Below are 23,265 nucleotides of genomic sequence, written 5' to 3'. Positions count from 1 at the left end.
GGTGTGTCTCTCTCGTTTTGGTGTGTGGTGATGCCGGCGCTCAGGCGGCCAGCTTCAGGGGAACGCCGGTAATGCGCTGCAGTTCATCGAAGCTCAGCCCTTCGACCAGGTCGCGCGCGACCAGCCCGTCGGCGGTCACGTCGATGGTCGCAAGGTCAGTGTAGATGCGGGTCACGCAGCCGATGCCGGTCAGCGGATAGGTGCACTGCGGCACGATCTTGCTCTCGCCCTGCTTGGTCTGGTGCTCCATCATCACGAACACTTGCTTGGCGCCAATGGCCAGGTCCATCGCGCCGCCCACGGCGGGGATGGCGCCGGGCGCGCCGGTGTGCCAGTTGGCCAGGTCGCCCTTCTCCGATACCTGGAACGCGCCCAGCACGCAGAAGTCGAGGTGGCCGCCACGCATCATCGCAAACGAATCGGCGTGGTGGAAGTAGGAACCGCCCGGCTTGATCGTCACCGGCTGCTTGCCGGCGTTGATCAGGTCGCCGTCTTCCTCACCCGGCGCGGGCGCGGAGCCCATGCCGAGCAGGCCGTTCTCGCTGTGCAGCAGGATTTCCTTGTCTGCGGGCAGGTGGTTGCCGACAAGCGTCGGCAGGCCGATGCCGAGGTTGACCACGGCACCTTCGGGAATGTCTTTGGCCACGCGGGCGGCCATCTGATCGCGGGTCAGGCGTTGCATGCTGTTTCTCCTGTGTTCGCGCTCAGGCGACCTTGACGACGCGCTTGACGAAGAGGCCCGGCGTCACGATGTGTTCGGGGTCCATCTCGCCCAGCTCGACCACGCGGCTGACCTGCACGATGGCGCAATTGGCGGCCATCGCCATGATCGGGCCGAAGTTGCGCGCGGTCTTGCGGTAGGTAAGGTTGCCCCAGCGGTCGGCCGTGTCAGCCTTGATCAGCGCGAAGTCGGCGTGGATCGGGGTTTCGAACACATAGCCCTGGCCGTCGATGATGCGCGTTTCCTTGCCTTCGGCCAGCGGCGTGCCGTACGCGGTGCGCGTGAAGAAGCCGCCGATGCCGGCACCGGCGGCGCGGATGCGTTCGGCCAGGTTGCCCTGGGGCACCAGTTCCAGCTCGATCTCGCCCGCGTGGTAGAGCGAATCGAAGACGTACGAATCCGCCTGGCGCGGGAACGAGCAGACGATCTTGCGCACGCGCTTGGTCTTGAGCAGCGCGGCCAGCCCGGTGTCGCCGTTGCCGGCGTTGTTGTTGACGATGGTGAGGTCTCGCGCGCCCTGCTCGATCAGCGCGTCGATCAGTTCCGCAGGCATGCCTGCAAGGCCAAAGCCGCCAATCAGGATGGTGGCGCCGTCGTGGATGCCGGCGACTGCCGCTTCCACCGTGTCGTATAGCTTGTTGATCACTTGCGTTCCAGGTCGGAAGATCCGCCAGGCTACCGGAGCGGGCCGCAAGACGCGGCGCATGAAAGGCTGTCTCCGGTAATCCTGCCGGAAGGAGTTTCGTCGCGGCGGGCGGCGGGGCGCTACCCATTTGAACGAGTCCAGCAGTCTGCGTGTGGCCTTTGTGGTGTGGACCGGTTGTTCGTTAACCGATTTGTTCGATATACGAACTTGAATTCGCAGAATGAACAGGTTACACCTGCGCGTCGACGACGGTCAAGCCGACCGGGCGGTCGGCCAACCAGATTGTGCGATAAGCGCGCGCGGGTGACGGGCACGCCCCGTATGTAGGAAGGGGCCGACATCACAATCGGCTCGCACTCGATATGGCCCGGGGGCCGCGCGGGCTATTGTGGAATCAGGCAAGGCAAGACCCGCACAGCAGCCACCGGACCACCCGGCTGAGCAGGGCAGCCTGGCAACAAACAAGAACGAGGAGCCCGATCATGGCCACCGTCCACGTCCCGTTTACATCCACGCCCCATGCAGCGGCGCTTGCGCGCATCCTGCATGTCACGCAGCAGGCGTGGGGACTGAAACCCCGCAAGGATCGACTGCAATCCCCCGTGCCTGCCCCGGCAGGCACCGACATGCCATCCCGCCCGCCGCCGCTGTCACGCCGTGCGCGCCTGGCGCGGGCAGCCGCCCGCGCGTTTGAAGCGCAAGTGATGGCGATTCGTTGCCGCCAGGTATTCGTCGCCTGACGGGGAAGTCACGCCGCACTACGCGGGTGTCGCCACACCCGTCAACAGTACCCGGCTGCCGCCAACCCCAGGGCGCACCTCCAACCGCACGTCGATGCGCTCACGCAGCTCGGTGACGTGCGAAATGATACCGACCAGCCGCCCTGCCTGCTGCAGGTCCAGCAGCGTACGGATGGCGAAGTCCAGGCTCTCGGGATCGAGCGTGCCAAAGCCTTCGTCGACAAACAGCGTATCGAGCTGGATGCCGCCCGCGCGCGACTGCACCACGTCGGCCAGGCCCAGCGCCAGCGACAACGACGCGAGAAAGCCCTCGCCACCTGACAGCGTATTGGCCGGCCGCGCCGCGCCGGTATCGTGGTCGAACACTTCGATATCCAGTCCGCCTGCACTGCGCTGGTCGGCCTGCTCGCGCACGCGCTGCAGCACATAACGGCCGCGGCTCATCGCCAGCAAACGCGCGGACGCGGCTTCCAGCACCTCATCGAGCAGCGTGGCCAGCACGAAGCGCTGGAACGTCATGCGGCGCGGGTTATTGCCGTTGGCGACTTCGGCCAGCCGGCCCAGCACCGCGTAGCGTGCCTCGATGTCGCGCCCTTGCGCATCGAGCTGCTGCAGGCGCAGCTGGCACTGCAGCAGCGTGTCGCGCGAACGGCCGCGCTCGGCCTGTTGCCGGACCAGGGCTTCCACCGCGGCTGTCGACGCATCCCGCGCTGCGCGCAGGCCGTCCAGGTCCGGCGCGTCCAGCGTTTGCGCGGCGGCCTCGGCGCGTTCGCGCCGGTCGGCGGCTGTGGCCAGTTGGGTATCGAAGGCGCGCAGCGTCGCGTCGAGCGCCTGCATGGCATCGTCGCCAAGACAGGCGGCGGCGTGGGCCGGCTCATTGGCAAAGCCTTGTTGCGCGAGCGCCTGCGCAAGCGCGGATTCGGCCTCGGCCAGGCGGTGGGCCGCCTGCGCCTGTGCCTGCTGTGCCGAAACCAGTCCGGCCTGGGCCCCTGCTGCGTCCGCCGCAGCCTGGCGCTCGGCCGCCTGCGCAGCGGCCAGCGCCTGTTCCAGCGCGGCGAGCATGGCCTGCGCCTGGCGCAGGGCCTCGCCCAGCGCCACGGGGTCGCGTGAATCCTCAGGGACCTGCGCGCTGGCGGCCTGCCATTCGCCACGGCAGTGGGCCAGCGCCTGGGCAGCGGCCTCGGCGGCGGCGGCGGCATCGCGGCTGGCGGCTTCCGCCGCTGCGAGCGCCGTTCGGCAACTGACAATGGCGACTTCGCATTGCGCAAGGCTTGCCGCTGCTTGCCGGCCTTCGGCCAATGCCGCTTCCAGCGCAGTGATCTCCGCCTTCAGTTTGCGGGCGGACTCGTCGCCGACCTCGCCCAGCGCCTGCGCCAGTTCGTCCAGCCGCTCGCGCGCCTGGGCAATGGCGGCTTGTGCCGCCTGGTGCTGGCCGGCGCTGCGCACCGCATGGGATTCGGCCTCGAGCGCGGCGTGGCGGGCCTGCTCCAGCGCCTGGTCCGACAGCGGCGCCGCCACATGCTGCGCCGGTGCCGGGTGCGCAGTGCTGCCGCAGACCGGGCAGGCATCGCCCGCTGCCAGGGTTGCAGCCAGCCGCGCGGCCTGTCCGGCGCGCCACGCGGCTTCCGCTTCGGCCAGTGCGGCGCGGCACTGCTCTCGCTGGCGCAGGGCCAGCTGTTCGGCAGCGGCGGCAGTGGCCGCCTGTGCGTTCGCGACATCCAGCGCCCGGGCAGCTTGCTGATGACGGTCAAGCTGCCGCGCGCGTTCCTGCAATGCGGCCAGCTGCAACGCCGTGGCCTGTGCCTGCGCTGCGGCAATCTGGCCTTGCGCCAGCGCGGACTCCGCGGCAACGGCATCGGCTTGCCGCGTGGCAAGCTGTGCGGCGGCGCGTTCGCGCGCGGTGGCGGCTGCCACCTGCCTGGCTTCGGCCGCCTGCAGCGCGGCCAGCTGCGCACCCAGCTGCTGTGCGCGCGGCAGCATGTCTGCCAGCTGCGAAACCCGCCGCTGCGCGGACTGGCGCGCTTCGGCGCGTGCCGTTTCGGCCTGCAATGCGGCAGCCGCCTGCGTGGCCTGTTGCGCGGCGCGGGCCGCCTGCTCGCCGGCCCGCGTCAAGGCAACGGCGCTGGCGGCCTGGTCGCGCTGCGCGGCTTGCCATGCCTGTAGGGCCGGCCTGACACGCGCAGCGCGCTGGGCGGCGTGCAGGCGCGCGCGCTCATCCTCCATGGCTGGCTGGCGCGCCAGCAGCGCCGCGTGCGCGGCCTGCGCCAGCTGGCGTTCCTGCAATCGCGCCGCCACCTGCTCGCCGGCACCCAACGCCGCCTGCGCTGTGGCCAGCGTGGCGCGCGCGCCCTGTTCCTGCCCTTGCAGCGCCTGCAACTCGGCCTGCAATGCCTCGATTCCCTCGGCCAGCGCCTGCGCCGATTCCACGCCAACTTGGCGCAGCGCTTCGTCGCGCTGGATGGCGATGCGCTCGGCATCGCGGCGGATGCCGGCGGCCTCGGCCTTCAGCAGCTCTTCCACGCGCCGGTACAGCTCGGTGCGGAACAGGCGCTCCAGAATGGCCTGGCGCGCCTGCGAGCTGGCAGTCAGCAATTCACGGAAGCGCCCCTGCGGCAGCACGATCACCTGGCGGAACTGCGCACTGTCGAAGCCCAGCAAGTCGCGCACCGCATCGCTGACCCTGGCGGGCTGGCTGGCCTTGCTGACCCAGTCGTTGCCGTCATGCAGGTCCAGCTGCGCCCTGGCCGGCTCGGTCACCCAGCCCTCGCCGCGCTGCTTGGGCCGCTCCTGCACGGGCGAGCGCGCCACGCGCCAGCGCTGCGCGCCCAGGCTGAACTCCAGCGTCACCTCGGTGCGCAGCGCCGGCGCGGCGTTGGCGCTGCGCATGGCCTGCGCACTGCGCTCGCCGCCGGAGGTATCGCCGTACAGCGCAAAGCAGATCGCGTCGAGCAGCGTGGTCTTGCCCGCACCGGTGGGGCCGTGGATCAGCACGAAGGCCTGCTCGCCCAGCCGCGTGAAATCAACCTGCTCGGTCGCGGCAAAGGGGCCGAAGGCCTGCAGCGTCAAATGCAGCGGTCTCATGCCGACTCCCTGTCCGCGGCGGCGATCCCGGTCAGCACCTGGTCGAGCACGGCACGCTGGTCCGGTTCCAGCTCGGCATCCGCCACTTCGCGGAAGAAGTTGGCAAAGAGCTCGCCGGTTCCCAGCTGCCGCAGCTTGCGTCCGGCCTCCGAGGCCGTGCCGGTGCGCGCCAGCACAGTCCGCTCGATCGCGAGCGCATTGGGATAGACCTGCCGCAGCCTGGCCATCGGGTCCAGCAGTGCGCCGGTATCGGTGAGCCGCGCATGGATATAGTCATCGCGTTGCGGGTCATCGGCCCCCGCTGCCAGCACTTGCGCCAGTTCGCCTTCCACCACGCGCACGTCGCGCAGCGCCTGCAGCGCCACTGGCGTGATGGTGACGGCACCGTCCGCGCCCAGCTCGATACTCGACACTGATTTGTCGTGCGCGCACTCTGACAGCGAGTACTTCAGCAGCGAGCCCGCATAGTGGACGCGCCCGCCGCCCAGCGTCTGCGGCCGGTGCAGGTGACCCAATGCCACCAGGTCGAAGCCGGCGAACAGGTCCGCGGCCACCGCGCCGCTGCCGCCCACCGACAGCGGCCGTTCCGATTCGCTTGCCGCGCCGCCCACCACGAAGGCGTGGCCCACCACCACGGCACGCACGCCCGGCGGATGCACCGCGCGGATGGCATCGAGCTGCGCGCGCAGCGCGGCTTCATGCGATGGCAGGTCGGTGCCCATGGCATCGCGCACCACCGCCGGCTCCGCATACGGCAGCGCGTAGATGCGCACCTCGCCGTGGGCATCGTGCAGCGTCACGCAGGCAGCCTCGGCCAGCGTGCGGCCGGCCACGTGCAGGCCCTGGGCCCGCATCAGCCGCGCGCCGAATTCCAGCCGCTGCGCGCTGTCGTGGTTGCCCGCGATCATCACCACCGGCACGCCGGTGTCGATGACGATGCGGCCCAGCACGTCGTCGAGCAATGCCACCGCCTCGGGCGGCGGCACGGCGCGGTCGTAGACGTCGCCGGCGATCAGCACGGCGTCGGGGCGTTCGGTGCGGACCAGTTCGACAAACTGGTCGAGGATATGGGCCTGGTCTTCCAGCAGGCTGCGCGCATGGAAGAGCCGGCCGAGATGCCAGTCGGCGGTGTGAAGGAAACGCAATCCGGGATCCGGTGGATGAAAAGGGCGAAACCCGCATCATAATGCGTCGCGACCTGACCACCCGTTCAGCAATGGTTCAGGCGGACGCGTGCATCATGCATGCAGTCGCCCCCAGATTGAAGCTAACGGAGAACGCTCATGAAACGCATTTTGACCGCCACTGCCCTGACGCTCGCCCTGGGCCTGGCCGCCACCGGCGCCAGCGCCCAGTACACCGGCCCGTCGGCCATCCCGGCGATGACCGTCAAGGCGCTGCAGGCGGAAGGCAAGGACGACCAGCATGCCATGCTGCGCGGCAAGATCGTCAGCAACGTCGGCCACGAGCACTACCTGTTCTCGGACGGCACCGGCCAGATGAAGGTGAAAGTCAAGGCCAGGCTCTGGCCGGCACAGAAGCCGGTGGATGCGCAGACCACGGTGGAACTGGTCGGCGAGTACGACAAGGAGCTGATTGGCGAATCGCACTTCGACGTGAAGGAGATCCGCCTGCAGTGAGGCGAATGCGCGCGCTCACACCGGCTCGGCCTCGCTGTCGGCGATCTGGTACTTGCGCATCTTTTCCCACAGCACCTTGCGGCTGATGCCCAGGCTTGCCGCCGTGTCCTGCCGCCGCCAGCCATTGGCATCGAGCGCGGCCAGGATGCGGCGGCGTTCTTCCGTATCGGCACGCAGGTCGTTGCGCTCGCCGCCATCGAACGCACCCGGATGCAGCGAGCGGAACAGCGGCCGGATGCGCTCTTCGTCCCAGTGCCCGGTCTGCTGAACGGTGATGCCCACACGCTCGGCCAGGTTGCGCAGCTCGCGCACATTGCCGGTGAAATAGGCGGTGCCGACCGCGCCCTTGAGCCAGTCCGGCATCGGCGGCAATGCGTCGAAGCCGGATTCCCCCAGCATATGGCGCAGGAACGACTGCAGCAGCGCCACCTTGTCGGCCTGGCCACGCTCTTCCAGGCTGGGGATGCGCATCTCGATCACCGCCAGGCGGAAGAACAGGTCGGCGCGGAAGCGCCCCTGCCGCACCGCGTCGCGCAGGTCCTTGTTGGTTGCCGCCACCAGCCGGAAATCCAGCTTGACCGCCAGGGTCGAGCCAAGCCGGGTGATCACGTTCTCTTCGAGCACGCGCAGCAGCTTGACCTGCTGGAACAGCGGCAGGTCACCGATTTCATCGAGAAACAGCGTGCCGCCGTTGGCCTGCTCGAAATAGCCACGGTGCGCGAATGAGGCGCCGGTGAACGCGCCCTTGGCATGGCCGAAGAACTGCGACTCGAACAAGCCGTCAGGGATCGCGCCGCAGTTGACCGCGACGAACGGCCCCTTTCCGTAGGTGCCGTTGCGCTCATGAAACAGGCGCGCGATGCGTTCCTTGCCCGCACCGGTTTCGCCATACAGCATCACGTTGCTGCCGAAGTCGGCAAAGGTTTCCACATGCTGCAGCAGCTGGCGCATCGCCGGAGAACCGGCCACGAGGTCGGCCTCGCGCTCGCCCGGCGCGTCCGTGGCCAGCAGTTGCGGCAGCAGCTTGCCGATCTGGCTGCGCAGGTCGGCGCCGGTGAAGTCATCGGCAAGGATATGCGCGTACTCCGGCGGAAAGCGTCCGGGATCGGCCTCGCGGCCCGGGCCGGCCACCCAGATCACCGGCATGCCGTGCGCGGCCTCCCAGTCCAGCGAGAAGCGCGCCGCGCCAATCACCGACACGCTGATCACCGCGATGCAGGGCTTCAGGCGCGGCTCGGCGGGCAAGGCTTCGAGCGCGCCGGCGCGGATCACGTCCACGCCCAGCGGCGCCAGGAAACGCGTGACGCGGTCGGCAATCTCGTACTTGCCTTCCCACACGTAGACTTCAAGGTTTTCGTAGGCCCAGCGGTCTGTCTTCATTCGATTTCTGCCATCAGGCGGTTTGGCGCGATCATGGCTCAGTACACCAGTTCGGCATTGTTGCAGTCGATGCTGTGGACCCAGAGGTCGGCGGTGCCTAGCTGGATGCCGAGGCTGTTGAGCAGCGGCGGGACCAGCGCGTCGAGCGCTGCCCCGACCGGCGCGAGTAGCGGGCCGAGATCGATGGGCACGCTAAGGATCCCCAGCAGCTTGGTCCGCACCTTCAGGGCCAGCACTTGGGAGAACAACCCGCCAAACGGATCGGCAGTACCAACTTGCGCATGCCCGCCCGGTGCCAGCGTGACCTCCTGGCCAGCCGTGCTGCCATAGCGTGGGACGTCCGTGGCAATCACGTCCGCAATGTCGAACAGCCCCAGCTTAGCCTGGCCGAGCACCACATCGCTACTTGTGCAGCCATCGGTGAGGCACGCCGTGACGAGACCGCTCTTGACGTGCATCGTGGCACGGCGGTCCCCAGGATTTGCCGCGCATTGCAGCTTGGTCAGGTCGGCGGTGGCGTTGGCCACATCGAGATAGAGCGGCACGTTCAAGTTGGCGTCCAGTACCGGTTTCAGGATATTGGCGGTGATCTGGAGCATCAGGGTCAGTTTTACCTGGGACGCGCTTGCGGTCGTCTGCCAGGTGTCAGGGTTGCTGGAGAGCTGTCGCGCCGGACCCGCCGCCGTCACCGGCGGCTCGATGACGCGCAGGTTGGCGCTGATGCCCCCCAGGCCAAGCGGGAGCTTGGGTATGTTCAGCGGCAGGGCAACTGCCGTATCCCCTCGCGCCACCTGCGCGGAGGCCAGCAGCAACTGCGCCACGTTCAGGCCCACCTCCACCGCCGACGATGCCGCAGGCGCCATCACACCCAGATCAAGCAGCCTGGCCAGTGACACCGTAGCCGCCGCCCCGCTGGCCCCAAGCGCGGTTGGCGGGCTGCCCAGCATCGTCGTCAGCAGCGCGTCGCGGCCAGCGGCGCCAAGCACCAGCGCGTAGAAATCACGCAGGTTCAATGAAGTATTCAGCAGCTGGTCCACCGTGCCGACATCCGCTTTGAGCCGCAACTGGTCCAGCGTCACGTTGGTATTGACCAGTCCCTGCCAGTCCACCAACGACAAGCTCACCGTATTGCCCAGCAACACACTCAGCATGCTGTTGGCAGTGGAGACGTCCAGCAACCCAGTAGCCAGCGAAAACGCCGCCACCGGCGGACTGCCACTGGCAATCGATTCCGCAAACAGTTGCCGGCCGCCCCCCCCATTGATCACGAACAGGATCGGCACAGTCTGCGTGGCCTGAACGCGCACGGCATTGGGCGACACCTGGGCCGGATTGTAGGCAGCGCTGAAATGCCTGGGCCCGCCGCTCGCCGGATCCCACACGCCAAGGCAGGCAGTCATGGCATCCGCGCTGCCACCGGTGGCATCGCCGCAACCCATGGCAATGCCCGACGGATACCCGTTCTTCGCACCGATATTTCTGACCGTACCCAGCACAGCGGCGTTGAGATTCGCCGCGCTATCCGCCCGCTTGAGCTGCTGCGCCGCCGACATCGCGGCCAGGTCCACCATGTTCTGCAACTGCCGCTGGCGCATGAACACATGCCCCACGTCGATCGACACCAGCGCGGCGATCGCCACGGTGGCGATCAGCAGCGCCGCCATCACACTGATGGCGCCGCGCGCGGATCGAGGTGCCCGGCGCAGCCGCGGCTGGCGCAAGCTCATTTGCCGCCCAGCATCTGGCCAGCGGAGCCGGAGCGCGCGGTGCTGGCGTTGGCCTGCCCCGTGTAGAACTCCGGCAGCGCGAAGCGGAAGCTGTTCATGTAGCGCTCATAGCCCAGCGCCGCCTGCTCGCCGTGCATCGGCAGCATGGGGCCGGCCTGCGTGCCTTCGCGCTGGATGGCGAGGATGGCACGCGTGTCGGCGCCGATCTCGCGTTGTGCGGGGCTGCCTGCCGGCATGCCGGTGGTGGCGGCTTCGGTCGTGGCACGGTCGGTCTGCGCCTGCGCGGCGAGCGCCAGCATCAGCAGGCAGAGCGCAGGGATGGCAATGCGGAATATGGCGGTCATGGGGTAGCCCCTGCTGTTGCGGCCACGGCCGCCACCGAGGTGGCCGGTGCGGTCGTGGCGGGTTTCGATGGCGCCCGCACTGCCGGCGCAGGACGGGCCGCTGCGCGGTCGCGCGCCGCGGTGGCGCGGGCGATGCGGTCGGCTTCCTTGCGGATGGCGCTGCGCGTGGCTTCGGGCAGTGCGGCCTTCTGCATCATGGCGTTGGCCTGCGCGCGCTTGCCGTCGGCCATCAGCCACACCACGGCGTTGCTGATCACACGCGGATTGTGCGCGTCCAGTTCCAGCGCCTGCATCACCGGCACGCGCGCGTCCTGCAGCGCGCCGGCACGCATCAGTGCGTAGCCCAGGTCGCCGGAGATGCGCGGATTGACGGGGTCGAGCGCGGCGGCCTGGCGCAGCTCGGTGACGGCGCGCGCAAAGTCATCCTGGCGCCCCGCCAGCAGGCCGAGCCCGTGGTGCGCATGCGCGGCCTGTTCGCCCTGCGACGTCGCTGCAAGTTGCTGGTAAGCATCGGTGGCAGCCTTGTCCTGCCCGGTCTCACGCAGCGCATCGGCGCGCATGGCCTGGATCTCCGGGCCGGCGCCGAAGCGCTTCACGTAGACCTCGATATGCGCCAGCGAGGCGAAGTAAAGTCCGTCCTGCTGCATCTTGCGGATCAGGCCCAGGTAGACCGCCTGCTCGCTGTATTCGGCGCGAGCGGTCTTGTCGCGCAGCTTGGCCAGTTCCACCTGGGCCTCCGCCTGCTCATGCATGGCCGCGGCGCCGTTCTGATTGGCGGCGCAGCCGGACAGCGCCGCCAGCAGCAGGCATGCCGCCGTTTTGGAGATCCGGCCCAGCGCCGGACCGACTGAGCGCGTCATCGCGTCCCTCCCATATGTGCCAGCATGCGGATCACCCCTAGAAAGCCGGGGCCCGCGGTCAGGATCAGCAGCACCGGCAGCAGGCTTACCACCATCACCGCAGTCATCTTGACCGTGAGCCGGCCGATCTCGTCCTTCATGCGCGATTTGCGCGCCTCCTGCATGCGCAGGCCGAACTGGCGCAGCGGCTCCTGCACCGCGCCGCCGTGCTTGTCGACCTGCGTCAGCAGCGTGATCAGGCTCTTCAGGTCTTCACTGTCGAACAGCCGGCCGATGCGCAAGAGCGTCTGTTCGCGCGAGCGTCCCGAGGCAAACTGCTGATTCGCGCGTGCCAGCTCCGGCCCCAGCACGCGCAGCATGCTGCCGAACTCGGCCACGATCACCTGCAGGCTCTGGTCGATCGACAGGCCCACGCCCTGCAGCAGGCGCAGCATGTCGATCAGCACCGGCAGCTCGTCATCGACCATGCGCAGGCGGGCCGCGGCACGGCGGCGCAGGTGCCACTTGGGGGCCAGGTAGGCCAGCGCAAACGTGCCGAAGCCCCACGCAACGATGGCGAAGGCGCCCGCGCCCACCTGCCAGAGCATGGCAGCCAGCGCCAGCGCCAACGGCAACCCCAGCCGCAGCACGCCGAACAGCATGCGCGACTGCGGCCCGTACCAGCCGCATTGCTCCAGCAACTGCTGGTCTTCCGGCGTCACCACCGCGCGCCCAAGGCGCGAATCCAGCCAGTGAGCGCTGATGCGCTCGCCCACGCGCGCGCCCAGTTGCACCCCAATCGCTGTGGCCGCCCCGCCCCTGCCCTGCGGCGCTGCGGCACCGGCCTTTGCCGCAGCCTGGGCGCCAGGCGCAGCGGGGGCTGCGGCCTGCGCGGCGTGCGCGGCCTGGGCAGCTTCTGCCGCGCGCTGCCGGGCCAGCGCGCCGTCGATGGTGCGCGCCGCCAGCCGGCGCTGGCGCCAGTCGCGCAACAGCGGCAGCGTCAGTACGCCCACGCCGCAAGCGGCGACCAGCAGGCTGAGCGAAATCAGTGTCAGGCGGTCCATGTTGGCTCTTGTCTGCGTGCTGGCATGCCGCTCAGATCGACTTGGCCAGCCGGTACAGCATGAACGCCCCGGCAATTTCCAGCGCCAGGGCCGACAGCAGCATCGATTTGCCGGTGGGATCCTTCCACATCATCATGATGTAGCCCGCGTTCAGCATGAACAGGCCGCCGGCCACCACCAGCGGCAGCAGCCCCAGGATCCACGCCGACAGCCGGGTCTCGGCCGACAGCGCCATCAGCTCGCGCTGGGCCTGTTCGCGGTCGCGCATAAAGGCGGCGGTGCGCTCCATCACCACATCGGCGCGGCCGCCGTAGCGCACTGATAGGCGCAGCACGGAAGCCACCAGCACCAGTTCCTCGACCTTGTACACGCGCCCGACCTGCAGCACCGCCTGGTCCAGCTCCTTGCCGGCGCGCTGCAGGTGTATGGCCTGCACCAGGCATTGGCGCAGCGGCGCCTCGGTATTGGCGATGGAGTTCTGGAACGCCGCCGGCACGCTGCTGCCGATCGTCATCAGCCGCACCACGCCGTCCAGGAACCCGGGCAGTTGCGACAGCAGCTTCTTGTGCAGGCGGCGCACGCGGTTCCATGCCGCGAACGCCGCCACGGCCAGCGCCACGATGAGGGCCGACACCGCGCCCAGCCATTGCCCCGCCACGGCGCCGGCCAGCGTGCACAGCACCACCGGCGTGATCCAGACGATGGCGGTGCGTCGCGTCGGCGCCAGGTCGGCACGCCGCAGAAAGTCGTCCCAGCGGCGGCGCAGGTCGCGCGCGGGCGCTTGCAGCGCCGGATCCGGCGCCTGCGCATAGCGCAGGCGCACCTGCTCGGTCTGCGCCTGCAGGAAGGCCTGCTGCTGCTCGCGGCGTGCACGCGCCTGCGCGCTGGCCAGCAGCAGCAGGCCCAGGCCGGTGATGACCAGGGCCATGGCGGCGAGCAGCAGCGTGGCGCTAGACATCGAAGCGATCGTCCAGCATGAAGCCCTGTCCGCGCATGCGCGCCAGCTTGGGCGAGTGCGGCAGCAGGCCGAGCGAGAGCCAGCGGTCGGTCTCGGTGCCGTCCGGGTTCATGAAGGGCTCGTGGCGGTACAGCTCCTGGGTGGAGATGATGTTGTCGCCCAGCCCGGTGATCTCGGTGATCGAGACGATGCGGCGCTTGCCGTTGGAAAGCCGCGCGATCTGCACGATGAAGTCGATGGCGTTGGCGATCTGCCGGCGCAGGCTCGCCTCGCTGCCCTGGAAGCCGGCAAAACCGGCCAGCATCTCCAGCCGGTACAGGCATTCGCGCGGGCTGCTGGCGTGGATGGTGCCCATCGAGCCGTCGTGGCCGGTGCTCATCGCCTGCAGCATTTCCAGCACCTCGCCGCCGCGCACTTCACCCACGATGATGCGGTCCGGACGCATGCGCAGGCTGTTGCGCAGCAGGTCGCGGATCGACACCGCGCCGGTGCCCTCGAAGCCGCCGGGACGGCTTTCCAGCCGCACCACGTGCGGGTGGTTCAGCGCCAGCTCGGCGGTGTCCTCGATGGTGATGACGCGCTCGGTGGTCGGCACGAAGGTGGCCAGCGCGTTGAGCAGCGAAGTCTTGCCCGAGCTGGTGCCGCCACTCACCAGGATATTGCAGCGCGCCTGCACCGCGGCCTGCAGCAGGTCGCAGATCTCGGGGCTCATGGTGCCCAGCGCCTGCAGGTCAGCAGGCGTCATCGGGTCCTTGCGGAACTTGCGGATCGACACCACCGGGCCTTCCAGCGCCAGCGGCGGGATCACCACGTTGATGCGGCCGCCGTCGGGCAGGCGCGCATCGACCATCGGGTTGGACTCATCCAGCCGCCTGCCGATCGGCGCCAGGATGCGGCGCACGATGCGCAGCAGGTGGCCGCTGTCGGTAAAGCGCACCGGGATGCGCTCCAGCACGCCGTGGCGCGACACGTAGACGTCAAGGTGGCCGTTGACCAGGATGTCTTCCACCGCGGGGTCGTTGAGCAGGTCTTCGATCGGCCCGAAGCCGGCCAGCTCCTTGGTCAGCGCCTCGGCAATCTGGCGCAGCTCGGCCTCGTTGATGGGGATGCGGCGCAACCGGGTAAAGCTCTCTAGCTCCAGGTCGACAAAGCGCTGGATCGCGGTGCGCGACCAGCGGCCGAACTCCGCGCCAAGCTCTTCGATGCGGGTCAGCAGGTGCTCGTGCGCCGCTTCCTTGATGTTCTGGAATTCCTGCGAGACCGGGAACGGTGCGGGGGTATTGTCGGAGAATTCAATCGCTTGCGTCATGTCAGCTTCCAGTGCGTGCCACGCGCACCGCGCGCAGCGCCTCAGGCAGTTTGTCCTTCATCCGCGCCAGCAGGCTGGTTTCCCTGGCCTGCGCCGCGCGGTAGCCCAGTCGCGCCAGCAGGTCGGCCAGCGCGCGCACATAGGGGTCGTGCGGATCGTCGTCGGCCAGCACCGCGCCGCGGTTCATGGCCAGCACTAGCGGCGCGCGGCTGTCAGGCAGCGTGCCCACCGACTGCACGCCCACGCGCTGCGCGATCTGCGCGGCATCCACTCCCAGGCGCGCATCGAAGCGCGACACCAGCAGGTGCAGGTCGTCGCGCTCCACCTCGCGCGCGCGCAGTTCATGCACCAGCTCCGCGGCCGAGACGATCGCGCCCACGCTCTGGTCGGCTACCAGCACCACGCTGTCGGCGGCCTTGAAGATTTGCGCGGTGAATTCGGCATTGCCGAAGCCGCCCAGGTCGATGATCTGCATGTCGAAGAACGCGCGCAGCCGCTCCAGCAGGCTGCTGGCTTCGGAGTAGGAGATGTCGCGCAGCTCGCCCAGCGCCGCGGGCAGGGGCAGCACGCACACGCCGTTGCCGTGGCGCGTAAGCGCGGTCTGCACGAAGACCTGGTCGAAGCGGCGCAGGTTGCGCACCGCCTCGACAAAGTGGAAGCCCGGACTTAGGTTCAGGTACAGCGCGCCGTCGCGCGCCGGCAGGCCCAGGTCCAGCAGCAGCACTTCGGCGCGCGCATCGGTCTTTTCGTTCAGCGGCAGGTGGCGGCGTGCCGCCGCCGCTAGGTTCACGGCCAGGCTGGTCACGCCCACGCCGGGGCGTGCGCCCAGCAGCGCCACGATCTTGCCCTGGCGCACCGACTGGGCCGGGCGCACCTGCTCGCCCGGCACGGCCAGGCGCTTGACCACGGCCTCGGCATCGGCCGGCGCGTCGCGCAGGTCGATAAAATCCTTCACGCCCACGCGCAGCGCCGCCAGCATGATGCCGGGCTCGTCGGCGTGGCCCACCGCGACCAGCGGCAGGCCTGGGAAGAGCCGCAGCAGCTGCTCGCCCAGCCGCGCCGACGCGCCGGCCAGTTCCGTCGAGAAATGCAGGAACACCAGCCCCGGGCGCAGCTGGGCCGCGCGCTCGAGAAAGGCTTCCTGGGCGCCGCCTTCAGCCACCAGCGTGCCCAGCCCGCCCAGGACCCTGCCCAGCCAGTCCTTCACTTCGCCCTGCGTTGCATGCAACAGAAAATAGTCCATCTCTCTGCCTCAAGCCGTTGGCCATGCCTGCCGGCACGGCCGGCGGCTATTTTGAGAAACCCGGCAAAGTCGGGTCCGCGTATTCGCCCAGCACATACCAGCCCCATACATTGGGGTTGCCGCTGGTGCGGCCGTCGGCACCAACCGCTTGCGCCGCCGGCGCGCCCTTGGCCAGCGGCTTCACCAGGCGCGGCGTGACGACGATCATCAGCTCACGGTCTTCCTGGTGGAAATTCAGGTTCTTGAAGAAGGCGCCGATCACCGGCAGGTCGCCCAGCACCGGCACCTTGTTGACGTTGCTGACGGTGTTGCGGCTGACCAGCCCGCCGATCACGAAGCTCTCGCCGTCACCCAGCTCCACCGTGGTGTCGGCGCGCCGCGTGACGATGGCGGGCACCACCGCGCCATTGATCGAGATGCCGCGCGAGGGGTCGAGGTCGCTTGCCTCCGGTGCCACCTTCAGCGCGATGCGGTCGGCCGACAGCACCGTGGGCGACACCGTCAGCCCGATGCCGAACGGCTTGAACTGGATCGTGGTCGTGCCCAGCGCCTGCGGCACCGGGATCGGGATCTCGCCGCCGGCCAGGAAGCTCGCGCTCTGGCCAGACAGCGCCACCAGGCTGGGCTCGGCCAGCACGCGCACCAGACCGTTGGCCTCCAGCAGGCTGATATTGGCGAAGATGCCGTGCGTCAGCGACGCGGCCACCAGGTTGAAGGCATTGCTCATCGGCGACGCGATGTCGGCACTGAAACTGCCCGGCGCGCCGCCGCTGCCGGGCGTAAAGGTGAACTTGTTCAGCGTCGATGGCGAGAACGTGCCGAAGGCAAAGCCGGAGTTGTTGCGGAAGAAGTTGATGCCGACTTCCTTGAGCACGGTCTTGCTGATCTCCACCACCTTGACGTCGACCTGCACGGTGCCGGAGAGCGGCACGGTCGAGCGGTCCACCACCAGGCCGGGCTTGCCATCGCTCTTGCCGTTGGTGGCCGCGCGCGCAGCGGCCTGCGCGCGCGCCGCGGCATAGGCATCGGGCGACTGCCCGGTGATGGTGGTACCGGCCGCGGAATAGCCGAGCTTCGCGCCATCGGCATCGGGCGCGATGGCATCGACCTGCACGTTGTAAGTCAGAGGCTCGGCGCCGCCGCGCGTCCACACCATCACGTCGGTCACACCGGGTTGCTTGGCCACCAGCAGCACGCTGGGGGCACCGCGTGTGCGCAGCACCAGCGCATCGGCCACCGCCGGGTTGCCCACCGCCACGCGCTCCACCGGCTGCGCGCTGCGGATCTCCTTCTGCGCGCCGGCCAGCAGGCGCAACTGGCGTGCGTTCACGGCTTCCTGCGCCCGTGCGCGCGGCGCCAGTGCGCACCACGCGGTAGTGGCCAGCATCGCGGCCAGCGCGAGCTGCATCAGCCTGCGGCGCAGGGCCGCCGAATGGGGGTACTTCCGGGCCTGGTACTTCCGGGCCTGGTTCTTCTGGATATGCATAAGGTCGGCGCCCACGTTCTTATTCGATCTCGCGCTTGCCCGCGCGGATCACTTCCACGCCTGCGCTTTGTCTTGCCAGAGCTGGCGCGGGCGGCGCGGCAACCTGCAACGGCCGCGGCACCGGGGCTGCCACCGGCGCGCGGGGGGCAGAGGCACCGGTGGTAGCAGCCAGGCCGGACAGCACCACGCCGGCCATGGCCTTGTCGGGGGCGGCGCGCGGCGCGTCGGCGGGAACGCCGGCGCGCGCGGCCAGCGCGGGCTGGGGTTCGGCAAACATGCCGTCGCTGGGCATGGCTTCATCCTGCGGATTGCGCAGCGCCAGCAGCAGGCGCCCGGACTGCTGCGCCATCGCCAGCCGGCTGACCTGCTCCAGCGGCACCGACAGCACCGCGGTCTTGGCGCCTTCCTGGCGCGCCATCATCTGCTCCGGCTTGGCGTTCTGCGGCCGGTTGACCGAGGCGACGCCATAGGCCAGCACGCGCAGGCGCGACAGCAGCATGCGCGCCTGGCTTTCCGGGATCTCCTGCTGGTCGCGGCGCAGCACCAGGAAGACATCGACATAGTCGCCCGGCTGCACCTGGTTGCCGACGCCGATGACTTCATCGACCGACACGGCCACCGCGCGTTCGCCCTCCCGCACCTGCGTGGCCAGGCCGGCCAGCAACTGGCTTTCGAGCACCGGCACGTTGGCACCCAGTGCCAGCAGCGGCACCTGCCCGGTCACGCGTGCCACCTCGCTGTAGGCGCCGGCAGGATCGATGGGCAGCATCTCTACCTTGAGCGCATCGGCGTCAAGCGGCTTGCCTGCTTCCGCCGCGCGCGTGGTCACCACCACCGGATGCAGCGGCCTGGCCGCATTCGACGCCGCGGGCACCTGGGCCGGCTGGCGGCCCACCTGCCACGCCAGCAGCGCAAGCAGCAGGGCCAGGCCGAGCAGCACCCCCGCCAGGAGTCGGATCTGCTTGCTGGTCATGCGGGATTCCTTGGGATGAGCATGGCGTGGGGGCGTCGCGGCATGGCGGCTCAGATATCAGGAGAAAGCTGGACCATGGCCGAGCCCGACAGCATCGCGGGGATCGGGACCATCGGCACGGCGGGGAGGATGTTGGTGGTGGGAAGGTTCAGCGTGACCTGCACGCAGACATCGGTGGAACCGGGCGCGCAGGGCACCGCCTGCGCAACGTTGCCGGGGGGCAGCAGATTCCTGATGGAGGTGGGAAGCGTGCCCCGCGCCATCGCTGCCGCGGCATCGACGCGCGCGCCCTGCGTGGCCGCGAGGCCTGAGCCGGAAACGCCCGCTGGATAGCGCAGCGCAGCGCGCGCGCCTTCCTCGGCGGCCAGCGTCAGCACCTGCTGAAGCGCCAGCATCACGCCGTAGTAAATGATGCCGATCACGATGGCGAGCAGCACCGGCGCCACGATCGCAAACTCGATCGCAGCGCTGCCGGCGCCGTGGCGGCGTCGGTTGATCCCCCTGTTGGCCCTTGCGTGCAGCAACATCTGAAACCCCGGTCCTTTGGTGTTCTTTCGCGCCGACCGGCGACGCAGCCTGCTTGCCCGTGGCCTGTCCGGCTATTGGCCCGCGGCCATCCAGACCAGCACGCCCACGGCCAGGTACGCGGCATATGGAATGCCGCGCGCCCGCGAAAACTGCGCCGTTGGAATGGGTCTGTCCTGGTGATGCAAGGCTTGCTCCGTAGCCGGCGTGCTGGCTGCCACGCGCAGGCGTGCCGCGGCCCGCTGCCGAAGCGCGGCCAGTACGCTGCTGTCCAGTGCCAGCGCCAGCAGCGCGTGCACCAGCCCGAGCAGGCTGCCGACGACCCATGCCACCACCAGTCCTTGCGGGCCGGTGAACAGGCCCACCACCGCCAGGAACTTGACGTCCCCTGCGGCCATGCGCCCGAGGGCGTACGCCGGCAGCGTGACGGCAAGACCCAGCCCCGCGCCGGTCAGACGCGCGGCCAGCGGCAGTTCCGTGGCCTGCCCGGCGAGCAGTGCAAGTCCGAGGACCAGCACGGCGGCCGCCAGCAAGGCGTTGGGAACGCGCCGGTAGGCAAGATCTGTGTAGAGGGTCGCCGCGCAGAGGAGCGCGGCAATCACGCCGGTCTTATGGTTTCGGCCTGCTCAATTGACGAACCATCCCGAAACCTTGACTGAGAGCCGGGTGAAGCTGGCGTTGAGTTCTGTGCCGAGTTGGCCGGCGCCGACTGCGATGGCCAAAGCGACGAGCCCGACGATCAAGCCATACTCGATAGCCGTCGCCCCGCGCTCATCTTTAATAAAGCGTGCAATGAGTCGTTTCATGTTGTCACTCCCGAGTGATCTAAGAAGCCGCGATCACGCTTCCCCCGTTCGATTATCACGGTGCTCTGTGGCCCGCTCTTTTATCGACATTTCACGCTTGCTGCGTTTTCTTTTTAAGATATGGAATGTCTCAACCATACCCCTCCTATGGGTGATAGCAATGACCCAAAGGGGTTAAGACATGCGTTTGAAACGACCCGGCACGCCCGGGTCACAGGTTGTCAAAGAACAGGCTTGCAGGCCGGGAACCGGCCTGCAAGCTGGCATTGCGGTCATTGCGGCCGCAATGCCAGCCAAAATAAAAAGATGCGCTGCGACGGGGTGATGAGCGACAGCGCACCGTGAAAACACCTAGCCGGTATGAGACATTTCAGCGCAGCAGGCCACCCACCAGCGGCAATTGCAGCGTCTTGACGTCGCCGCTGCCACCCTGGCTGTCTTGAGCGCCCTGCTTCAGCCCGCCGACCAGCCCGGTCACCGGCGCCAGCAGCGCGGTCACGGGACTGAGCGCGCCGCCCGCGGAGCCGCCCTCACCGCCGCCGGCGACCTTGGCCAGCGGCAGGTTGTTCACCACGCCGCCGAGCGGGTTGCCGCCGCCCTGACCATTGCCGTTGAGGAGCGCGCCAGCGGCCGCGACCGTCTTGCCGGCCTCAGTCACCACGCCGCCCAGCGGCGAGACCACCGGCGCGTGGCTGTTGCTGATCATGCTGCCGCCGGCAGCCGCGGTATTGCCGACCTTGTAGAGCAGGCCGTTGGCCGGATCGCCCAGGTGCGTGACCGCGCCCAGGGTCTGCGTGCCGTCGGTGACCTTGCTGGTCAGCGGCACGATGACCTTGCTGACCGAATTCGTGACCTGCGCGACCGGGCCTTCGGACAGCACGCTGTGCACCTTGCCGCTGCTATCGTGCACCGCGATGCCCACGTGCCTGACCAGGCCGCCCACCGGCTCGGTCACCGGCGCCAGTGGTGCCAGCTTCTCGGTGCCCAGGCCGTACACCAGGTCGCCGCCGCTGATCAGCGTCTCGCCCACGTCGTGGACCACATTGCTGGTGCTGGCCACCGTCACGCCAACCGGGTTGTCGACCGAACCGATCTGCCCCAGCCCGTCGCGCACGCCCGCGCCGAGCGAGCCAACGGCCCTGCCGGCATTGATCACCACGTCGCCGGCGCCTTCGCGCGCCTTGGTGGGCAGCAACGGCAGCGGCGCTTCCTGGATGCTCTTGCCGACCTCGCTGATGGCATTGCCCGTGGCCACCACGGTATTGCCCGCGCCTTCGGTCACCTTGGCGGTGGGCGTGGTCTCGCCCGATGCGGACGGTCCCGGCGTGACCGGCGTGTCGATGTTGCTGTTCGGCCGCGGATTGGCGCCGCTGCCGCCACCGCTCGACGAACAGCCTGCCATCAGCAAGGCAATAGCGGCCACGCCGGCCGCGGCCAGTGAGGTCATGGAATGCTGCGACGGATGCTTGGTTTGCATTGTCCTTCTCCTGTCTTGTTGGCCACGGTGCTGCCGGCCGTCTTGTCTTATGTGCGCCGCATGGGATTGCCGACGAGCCTCCCCGGAGTCCCGCTTTGTTCCTCTGGCGGACCGCTCCGAACCGGCACGGCAAGACAGTGGAACGCGGGATCGTCGGCGCGTCTGGACAACAAATGGCAAGGCCCGTGCCAGCGGCGCCGGCGGTGCCGGCACGGAACCGGCCGCGGCGCTGCAAGCCTTGCCTGGCGCGGATTGCCGGGGGTCCGGGGTAGCCACGTGCTGGGCCCAAACGCCGTTGCGGCGCGGGCCTGACGTGTTACGTGCTACGTAACGTGTTCCGGGAACACGGGAACACGGCGGCGCGGATGACCGTGGCGGGAGGGCGGTGGCAGCGCACGGCACGGCGCGCTTTCCTGGCTGGGTCGCCATCGCCGCATGGCCCGCCGTTCCGGCTGTTTTGTTCCCTGCAGACGCCACACGTTACGTAACGCGTAACGCGCAGCCGCCCCGACACCCGTCCCCGGCGGCGCCGCAAGCGGTTCCCGCCACTCCCCTGGGAACCGCGCCCGGCAAGGCTTTGCGGGCACCACACCCGACTTCCGCAGGGTCCCTTCCGGGACGCGTCGCGGCGCTGGCATACCGATTGCGCCATATCCGTCACCGCCGCACGCAGAAAGCGAACGCGTTGCGCGGCCGAGCGATTTAAACGACGGGAATGAGGGAACAGAACATGCGCAAACAACAACTCGCCGTAACGGCACTCCTCGCAACCTTGCTGGCCCTGGGTGGCTGCGCCAGCGGCAGCGGATCGACCTCCATGGGCACCAGCGATACGGCGGGCACCAATGGCGGCACTAAGACTACCGGAACCGATGGCACTGGCGGCATGGGTGGCTCCGGCGGCAGCACCGACCTGGCCGGCGGCGGTACCGGTGGCACGGGCGGCGGCACGGGTGGTACCGGCGGCACCGGTGGAACGGGTGGCAACGGCGGCAACACTGGCGGCGGCGAAACGCCCACCTCGCTGACCCCGACCGCCACGGTCATCAACAATGCCGGCACGGTGCTGGGCAATACGGGCAGCACCGTCACCGACCTCGGCAACCAGCTCGGCAGCGCCAACCTGCCGCTGGTGCCGACGCAGACGCAAAGCGGCCTGGGCGGCGTGGTGGCCTCCACCGGCGATGCCGTGGGCGCGCTGGCCACGGGCCTGCAAGCGGGCCTGGGCAGCATCCCCAATTCGACCAACCCGGTTGGCACCACGGTCGCCAGCACCGGCAATGTGGTCACCGAACTCGGCAAGGGAGTGTCCAGCGCCGGCACCGCTGTCAGCGGGCTGGGCACCGGCCAGCTCGCGCCGCTGGCGCCGCTGACTTCGCCGCTGGGCACGGTGGTGGACAAGCTGGGCGACACGGTGACCAGCACCGGCGGCACGCTGACCACGGTGCTGTCGACCGGCGCGGTCGAGCAAGTGACCACTACCACCAGCAAGCTGATCGTGCCGATCACCTCGCAGCTGACCGGCGCCACCCAGACGCTGGGCGCGGCCACGGGCCTGGGCGCTCCGACCGGCGGGCTACTGGCGACCGTGGGCGGTGCGCTGGCCACGGCCGGCATCAAGCTGCAACAGACCAACACGCCGGTGGTCTCGGGCATCGGCGGCGTGGTGAACGCCACCGGCACGACCGTGGCATCGCTGGGCGGCGCAGTGAACGGGCCCGCCAGCGGCGGCGGCCTGGGCGCGCTGAGCCCGGTACTGGCACCGGTGACTGCGCTGGCCGGGGGGCTGACTGGCGGTGCAGGCGCCGGCGGCACGGGTTCGCCGCTGGCGCCTGTCACCAGCCTGGTCAGCACCATCACCGGCGGCCTTGGCAGTGCCACCGGCGGCGGCTCAGGTTCGCCGCTGGCACCGGTCACCAGCCTGGTCAGCACCTTCACCGGCGGCCTTGGCAGTGCCACCGGCGGCAGCACCGGTTCGCCGCTGGCACCGGCCACCACCGCCGTCAGCGGCGTGGTGAATGGCGTGGTTGGCGGCGTCTCCGGCGCCGCGGCGGGCACGGGCACCACCAGCCCGCTGGCCCCCGTCACCAATGTTGTCGCCGCCGTGACCGGCGGCGCCACCTCCACCGCGGGCAGCACCACAAGCAAGGGTTCGACCACCGGCGCCACCGGCCCGATCGGCGGTCTGGTGGGCGGCCTGCTGGGCGGCCTGACCGGCGCGCTCGGCCAGAAGTAATCCAGTCTCAGCCGCTGCCCGGGCGATCGCCTGATCGCGGGCAGCGGAGCACACCAGATTCAACGTAGCG

General features: G+C 69.2%; 21 protein-coding genes. 3 read left to right on the top strand and 18 right to left on the bottom strand.

The window, feature by feature from the left end; all coding sequences use genetic code 11:
- Nucleotides 1-40: 40 nt before the first annotated feature.
- Nucleotides 41-682 (bottom strand): 3-oxoacid CoA-transferase subunit B, encoded by a 642-nt coding sequence (locus tag CNE_RS19025; protein WP_013951897.1) that lies wholly within the window; start codon nt 680-682, stop codon nt 41-43.
- Between the two features lie 22 nt (nt 683-704).
- Nucleotides 705-1,367 carry a 3-oxoacid CoA-transferase subunit A gene (locus tag CNE_RS19020; protein WP_041228515.1) on the bottom strand — a complete coding sequence of 221 codons (663 nt, stop codon included), beginning with the start codon at nt 1,365-1,367 and terminating at the stop codon, nt 705-707.
- A 482-nt stretch (nt 1,368-1,849) separates the two neighbouring features.
- Between CNE_RS19020 and CNE_RS19015 the strand changes: the two genes are divergently transcribed.
- Nucleotides 1,850-2,107, top strand: a complete 258-nt coding sequence (locus tag CNE_RS19015) for a hypothetical protein (protein WP_013951895.1) — start codon at nt 1,850-1,852, stop codon at nt 2,105-2,107.
- An 18-nt stretch (nt 2,108-2,125) separates the two neighbouring features.
- On the opposite strand, the gene CNE_RS19010 is transcribed toward CNE_RS19015, so the two are convergent.
- The gene (locus CNE_RS19010; RefSeq protein ID WP_013951894.1) at nt 2,126-5,188 is read right to left on the bottom strand and encodes an AAA family ATPase; all 3,063 of its coding nucleotides are present in this window, start codon (nt 5,186-5,188) and stop codon (nt 2,126-2,128) included.
- Nucleotides 5,185-6,333 carry an exonuclease SbcCD subunit D gene (locus CNE_RS19005; protein WP_013951893.1) on the bottom strand — a complete coding sequence of 383 codons (1,149 nt, stop codon included), beginning with the start codon at nt 6,331-6,333 and terminating at the stop codon, nt 5,185-5,187. Before CNE_RS19005 ends, CNE_RS19010 begins: the two co-directional genes overlap by 4 nt.
- Before the next feature lie 138 nt (nt 6,334-6,471).
- Between CNE_RS19005 and CNE_RS19000 the strand changes: the two genes are divergently transcribed.
- Nucleotides 6,472-6,828 carry a YgiW/YdeI family stress tolerance OB fold protein gene (locus CNE_RS19000; protein WP_013951892.1) on the top strand — a complete coding sequence of 119 codons (357 nt, stop codon included), beginning with the start codon at nt 6,472-6,474 and terminating at the stop codon, nt 6,826-6,828.
- 15 nt (nt 6,829-6,843) lie between these two features.
- Here CNE_RS19000 and CNE_RS18995 read toward each other — a convergent pair whose 3' ends face one another.
- From CNE_RS18995 to CNE_RS18930, 14 genes are all read right to left on the bottom strand, one after another.
- Complete coding sequence (locus tag CNE_RS18995) at nt 6,844-8,208, bottom strand: sigma 54-interacting transcriptional regulator (protein ID WP_011616405.1); 1,365 nt, start codon at nt 8,206-8,208, stop codon at nt 6,844-6,846.
- Between the two features lie 38 nt (nt 8,209-8,246).
- Entirely contained in the window at nt 8,247-9,935 is a 1,689-nt protein-coding gene (locus CNE_RS18990; protein WP_013951891.1) for a TadG family pilus assembly protein, read from the bottom strand.
- The gene (locus CNE_RS18985) at nt 9,932-10,279 is read right to left on the bottom strand and encodes a DUF3613 domain-containing protein (protein ID WP_013951890.1); all 348 of its coding nucleotides are present in this window, start codon (nt 10,277-10,279) and stop codon (nt 9,932-9,934) included. Before CNE_RS18985 ends, CNE_RS18990 begins: the two co-directional genes overlap by 4 nt.
- Nucleotides 10,276-11,139: a tetratricopeptide repeat protein gene (locus CNE_RS18980; protein WP_013951889.1), complete on the bottom strand. Its 864-nt coding sequence runs from the start codon at nt 11,137-11,139 to the stop codon at nt 10,276-10,278. The genes CNE_RS18985 and CNE_RS18980 overlap by 4 nt, the downstream gene beginning before the upstream one ends.
- Nucleotides 11,136-12,182, bottom strand: a complete 1,047-nt coding sequence (locus CNE_RS18975; RefSeq protein ID WP_013951888.1) for a type II secretion system F family protein — start codon at nt 12,180-12,182, stop codon at nt 11,136-11,138. Before CNE_RS18975 ends, CNE_RS18980 begins: the two co-directional genes overlap by 4 nt.
- Before the next feature lie 31 nt (nt 12,183-12,213).
- A complete protein-coding gene (locus CNE_RS18970; RefSeq protein WP_013951887.1) occupies nt 12,214-13,140 on the bottom strand; it encodes a type II secretion system F family protein in 927 nt (308 codons plus the stop codon).
- Entirely contained in the window at nt 13,133-14,449 is a 1,317-nt protein-coding gene (locus CNE_RS18965; protein WP_013951886.1) for a CpaF family protein, read from the bottom strand. The genes CNE_RS18970 and CNE_RS18965 overlap by 8 nt, the downstream gene beginning before the upstream one ends.
- Nucleotide 14,450: 1 nt before the next feature.
- Complete coding sequence (locus tag CNE_RS18960) at nt 14,451-15,692, bottom strand: AAA family ATPase (RefSeq protein WP_013951885.1); 1,242 nt, start codon at nt 15,690-15,692, stop codon at nt 14,451-14,453.
- Between the two features lie 46 nt (nt 15,693-15,738).
- Nucleotides 15,739-17,178, bottom strand: a complete 1,440-nt coding sequence (locus CNE_RS18955) for a type II and III secretion system protein family protein (protein ID WP_013951884.1) — start codon at nt 17,176-17,178, stop codon at nt 15,739-15,741.
- A gap of 19 nt (nt 17,179-17,197) precedes the next feature.
- Nucleotides 17,198-18,151: a Flp pilus assembly protein CpaB gene (gene cpaB, locus CNE_RS18950; protein WP_013951883.1), complete on the bottom strand. Its 954-nt coding sequence runs from the start codon at nt 18,149-18,151 to the stop codon at nt 17,198-17,200.
- Nucleotides 18,152-18,201: 50 nt separating this feature from the next.
- On the bottom strand, nt 18,202-18,678 hold the full coding sequence (locus CNE_RS18945; RefSeq protein ID WP_013951882.1) for a TadE/TadG family type IV pilus assembly protein: 477 nt from the start codon (nt 18,676-18,678) through the stop codon (nt 18,202-18,204).
- A gap of 72 nt (nt 18,679-18,750) precedes the next feature.
- On the bottom strand, nt 18,751-19,278 hold the full coding sequence (locus CNE_RS18940) for a prepilin peptidase (protein WP_013951881.1): 528 nt from the start codon (nt 19,276-19,278) through the stop codon (nt 18,751-18,753).
- A 24-nt stretch (nt 19,279-19,302) separates the two neighbouring features.
- Nucleotides 19,303-19,482, bottom strand: a complete 180-nt coding sequence (locus CNE_RS18935) for a Flp family type IVb pilin (protein ID WP_013951880.1) — start codon at nt 19,480-19,482, stop codon at nt 19,303-19,305.
- Nucleotides 19,483-19,852: 370 nt separating this feature from the next.
- Nucleotides 19,853-20,959: a collagen-like triple helix repeat-containing protein gene (locus tag CNE_RS18930; RefSeq protein WP_013951879.1), complete on the bottom strand. Its 1,107-nt coding sequence runs from the start codon at nt 20,957-20,959 to the stop codon at nt 19,853-19,855.
- Nucleotides 20,960-21,689: 730 nt separating this feature from the next.
- Between CNE_RS18930 and CNE_RS18925 the strand changes: the two genes are divergently transcribed.
- On the top strand, nt 21,690-23,195 hold the full coding sequence (locus CNE_RS18925; RefSeq protein ID WP_013951878.1) for a collagen-like triple helix repeat-containing protein: 1,506 nt from the start codon (nt 21,690-21,692) through the stop codon (nt 23,193-23,195).
- Nucleotides 23,196-23,265: the final 70 nt, after the last annotated feature.

This window comes from Cupriavidus necator N-1, assembly GCF_000219215.1.
GTDB lineage: Bacteria > Pseudomonadota > Gammaproteobacteria > Burkholderiales > Burkholderiaceae > Cupriavidus > Cupriavidus necator.
This window is presented reverse-complemented; position numbering and strand designations above follow the sequence as displayed.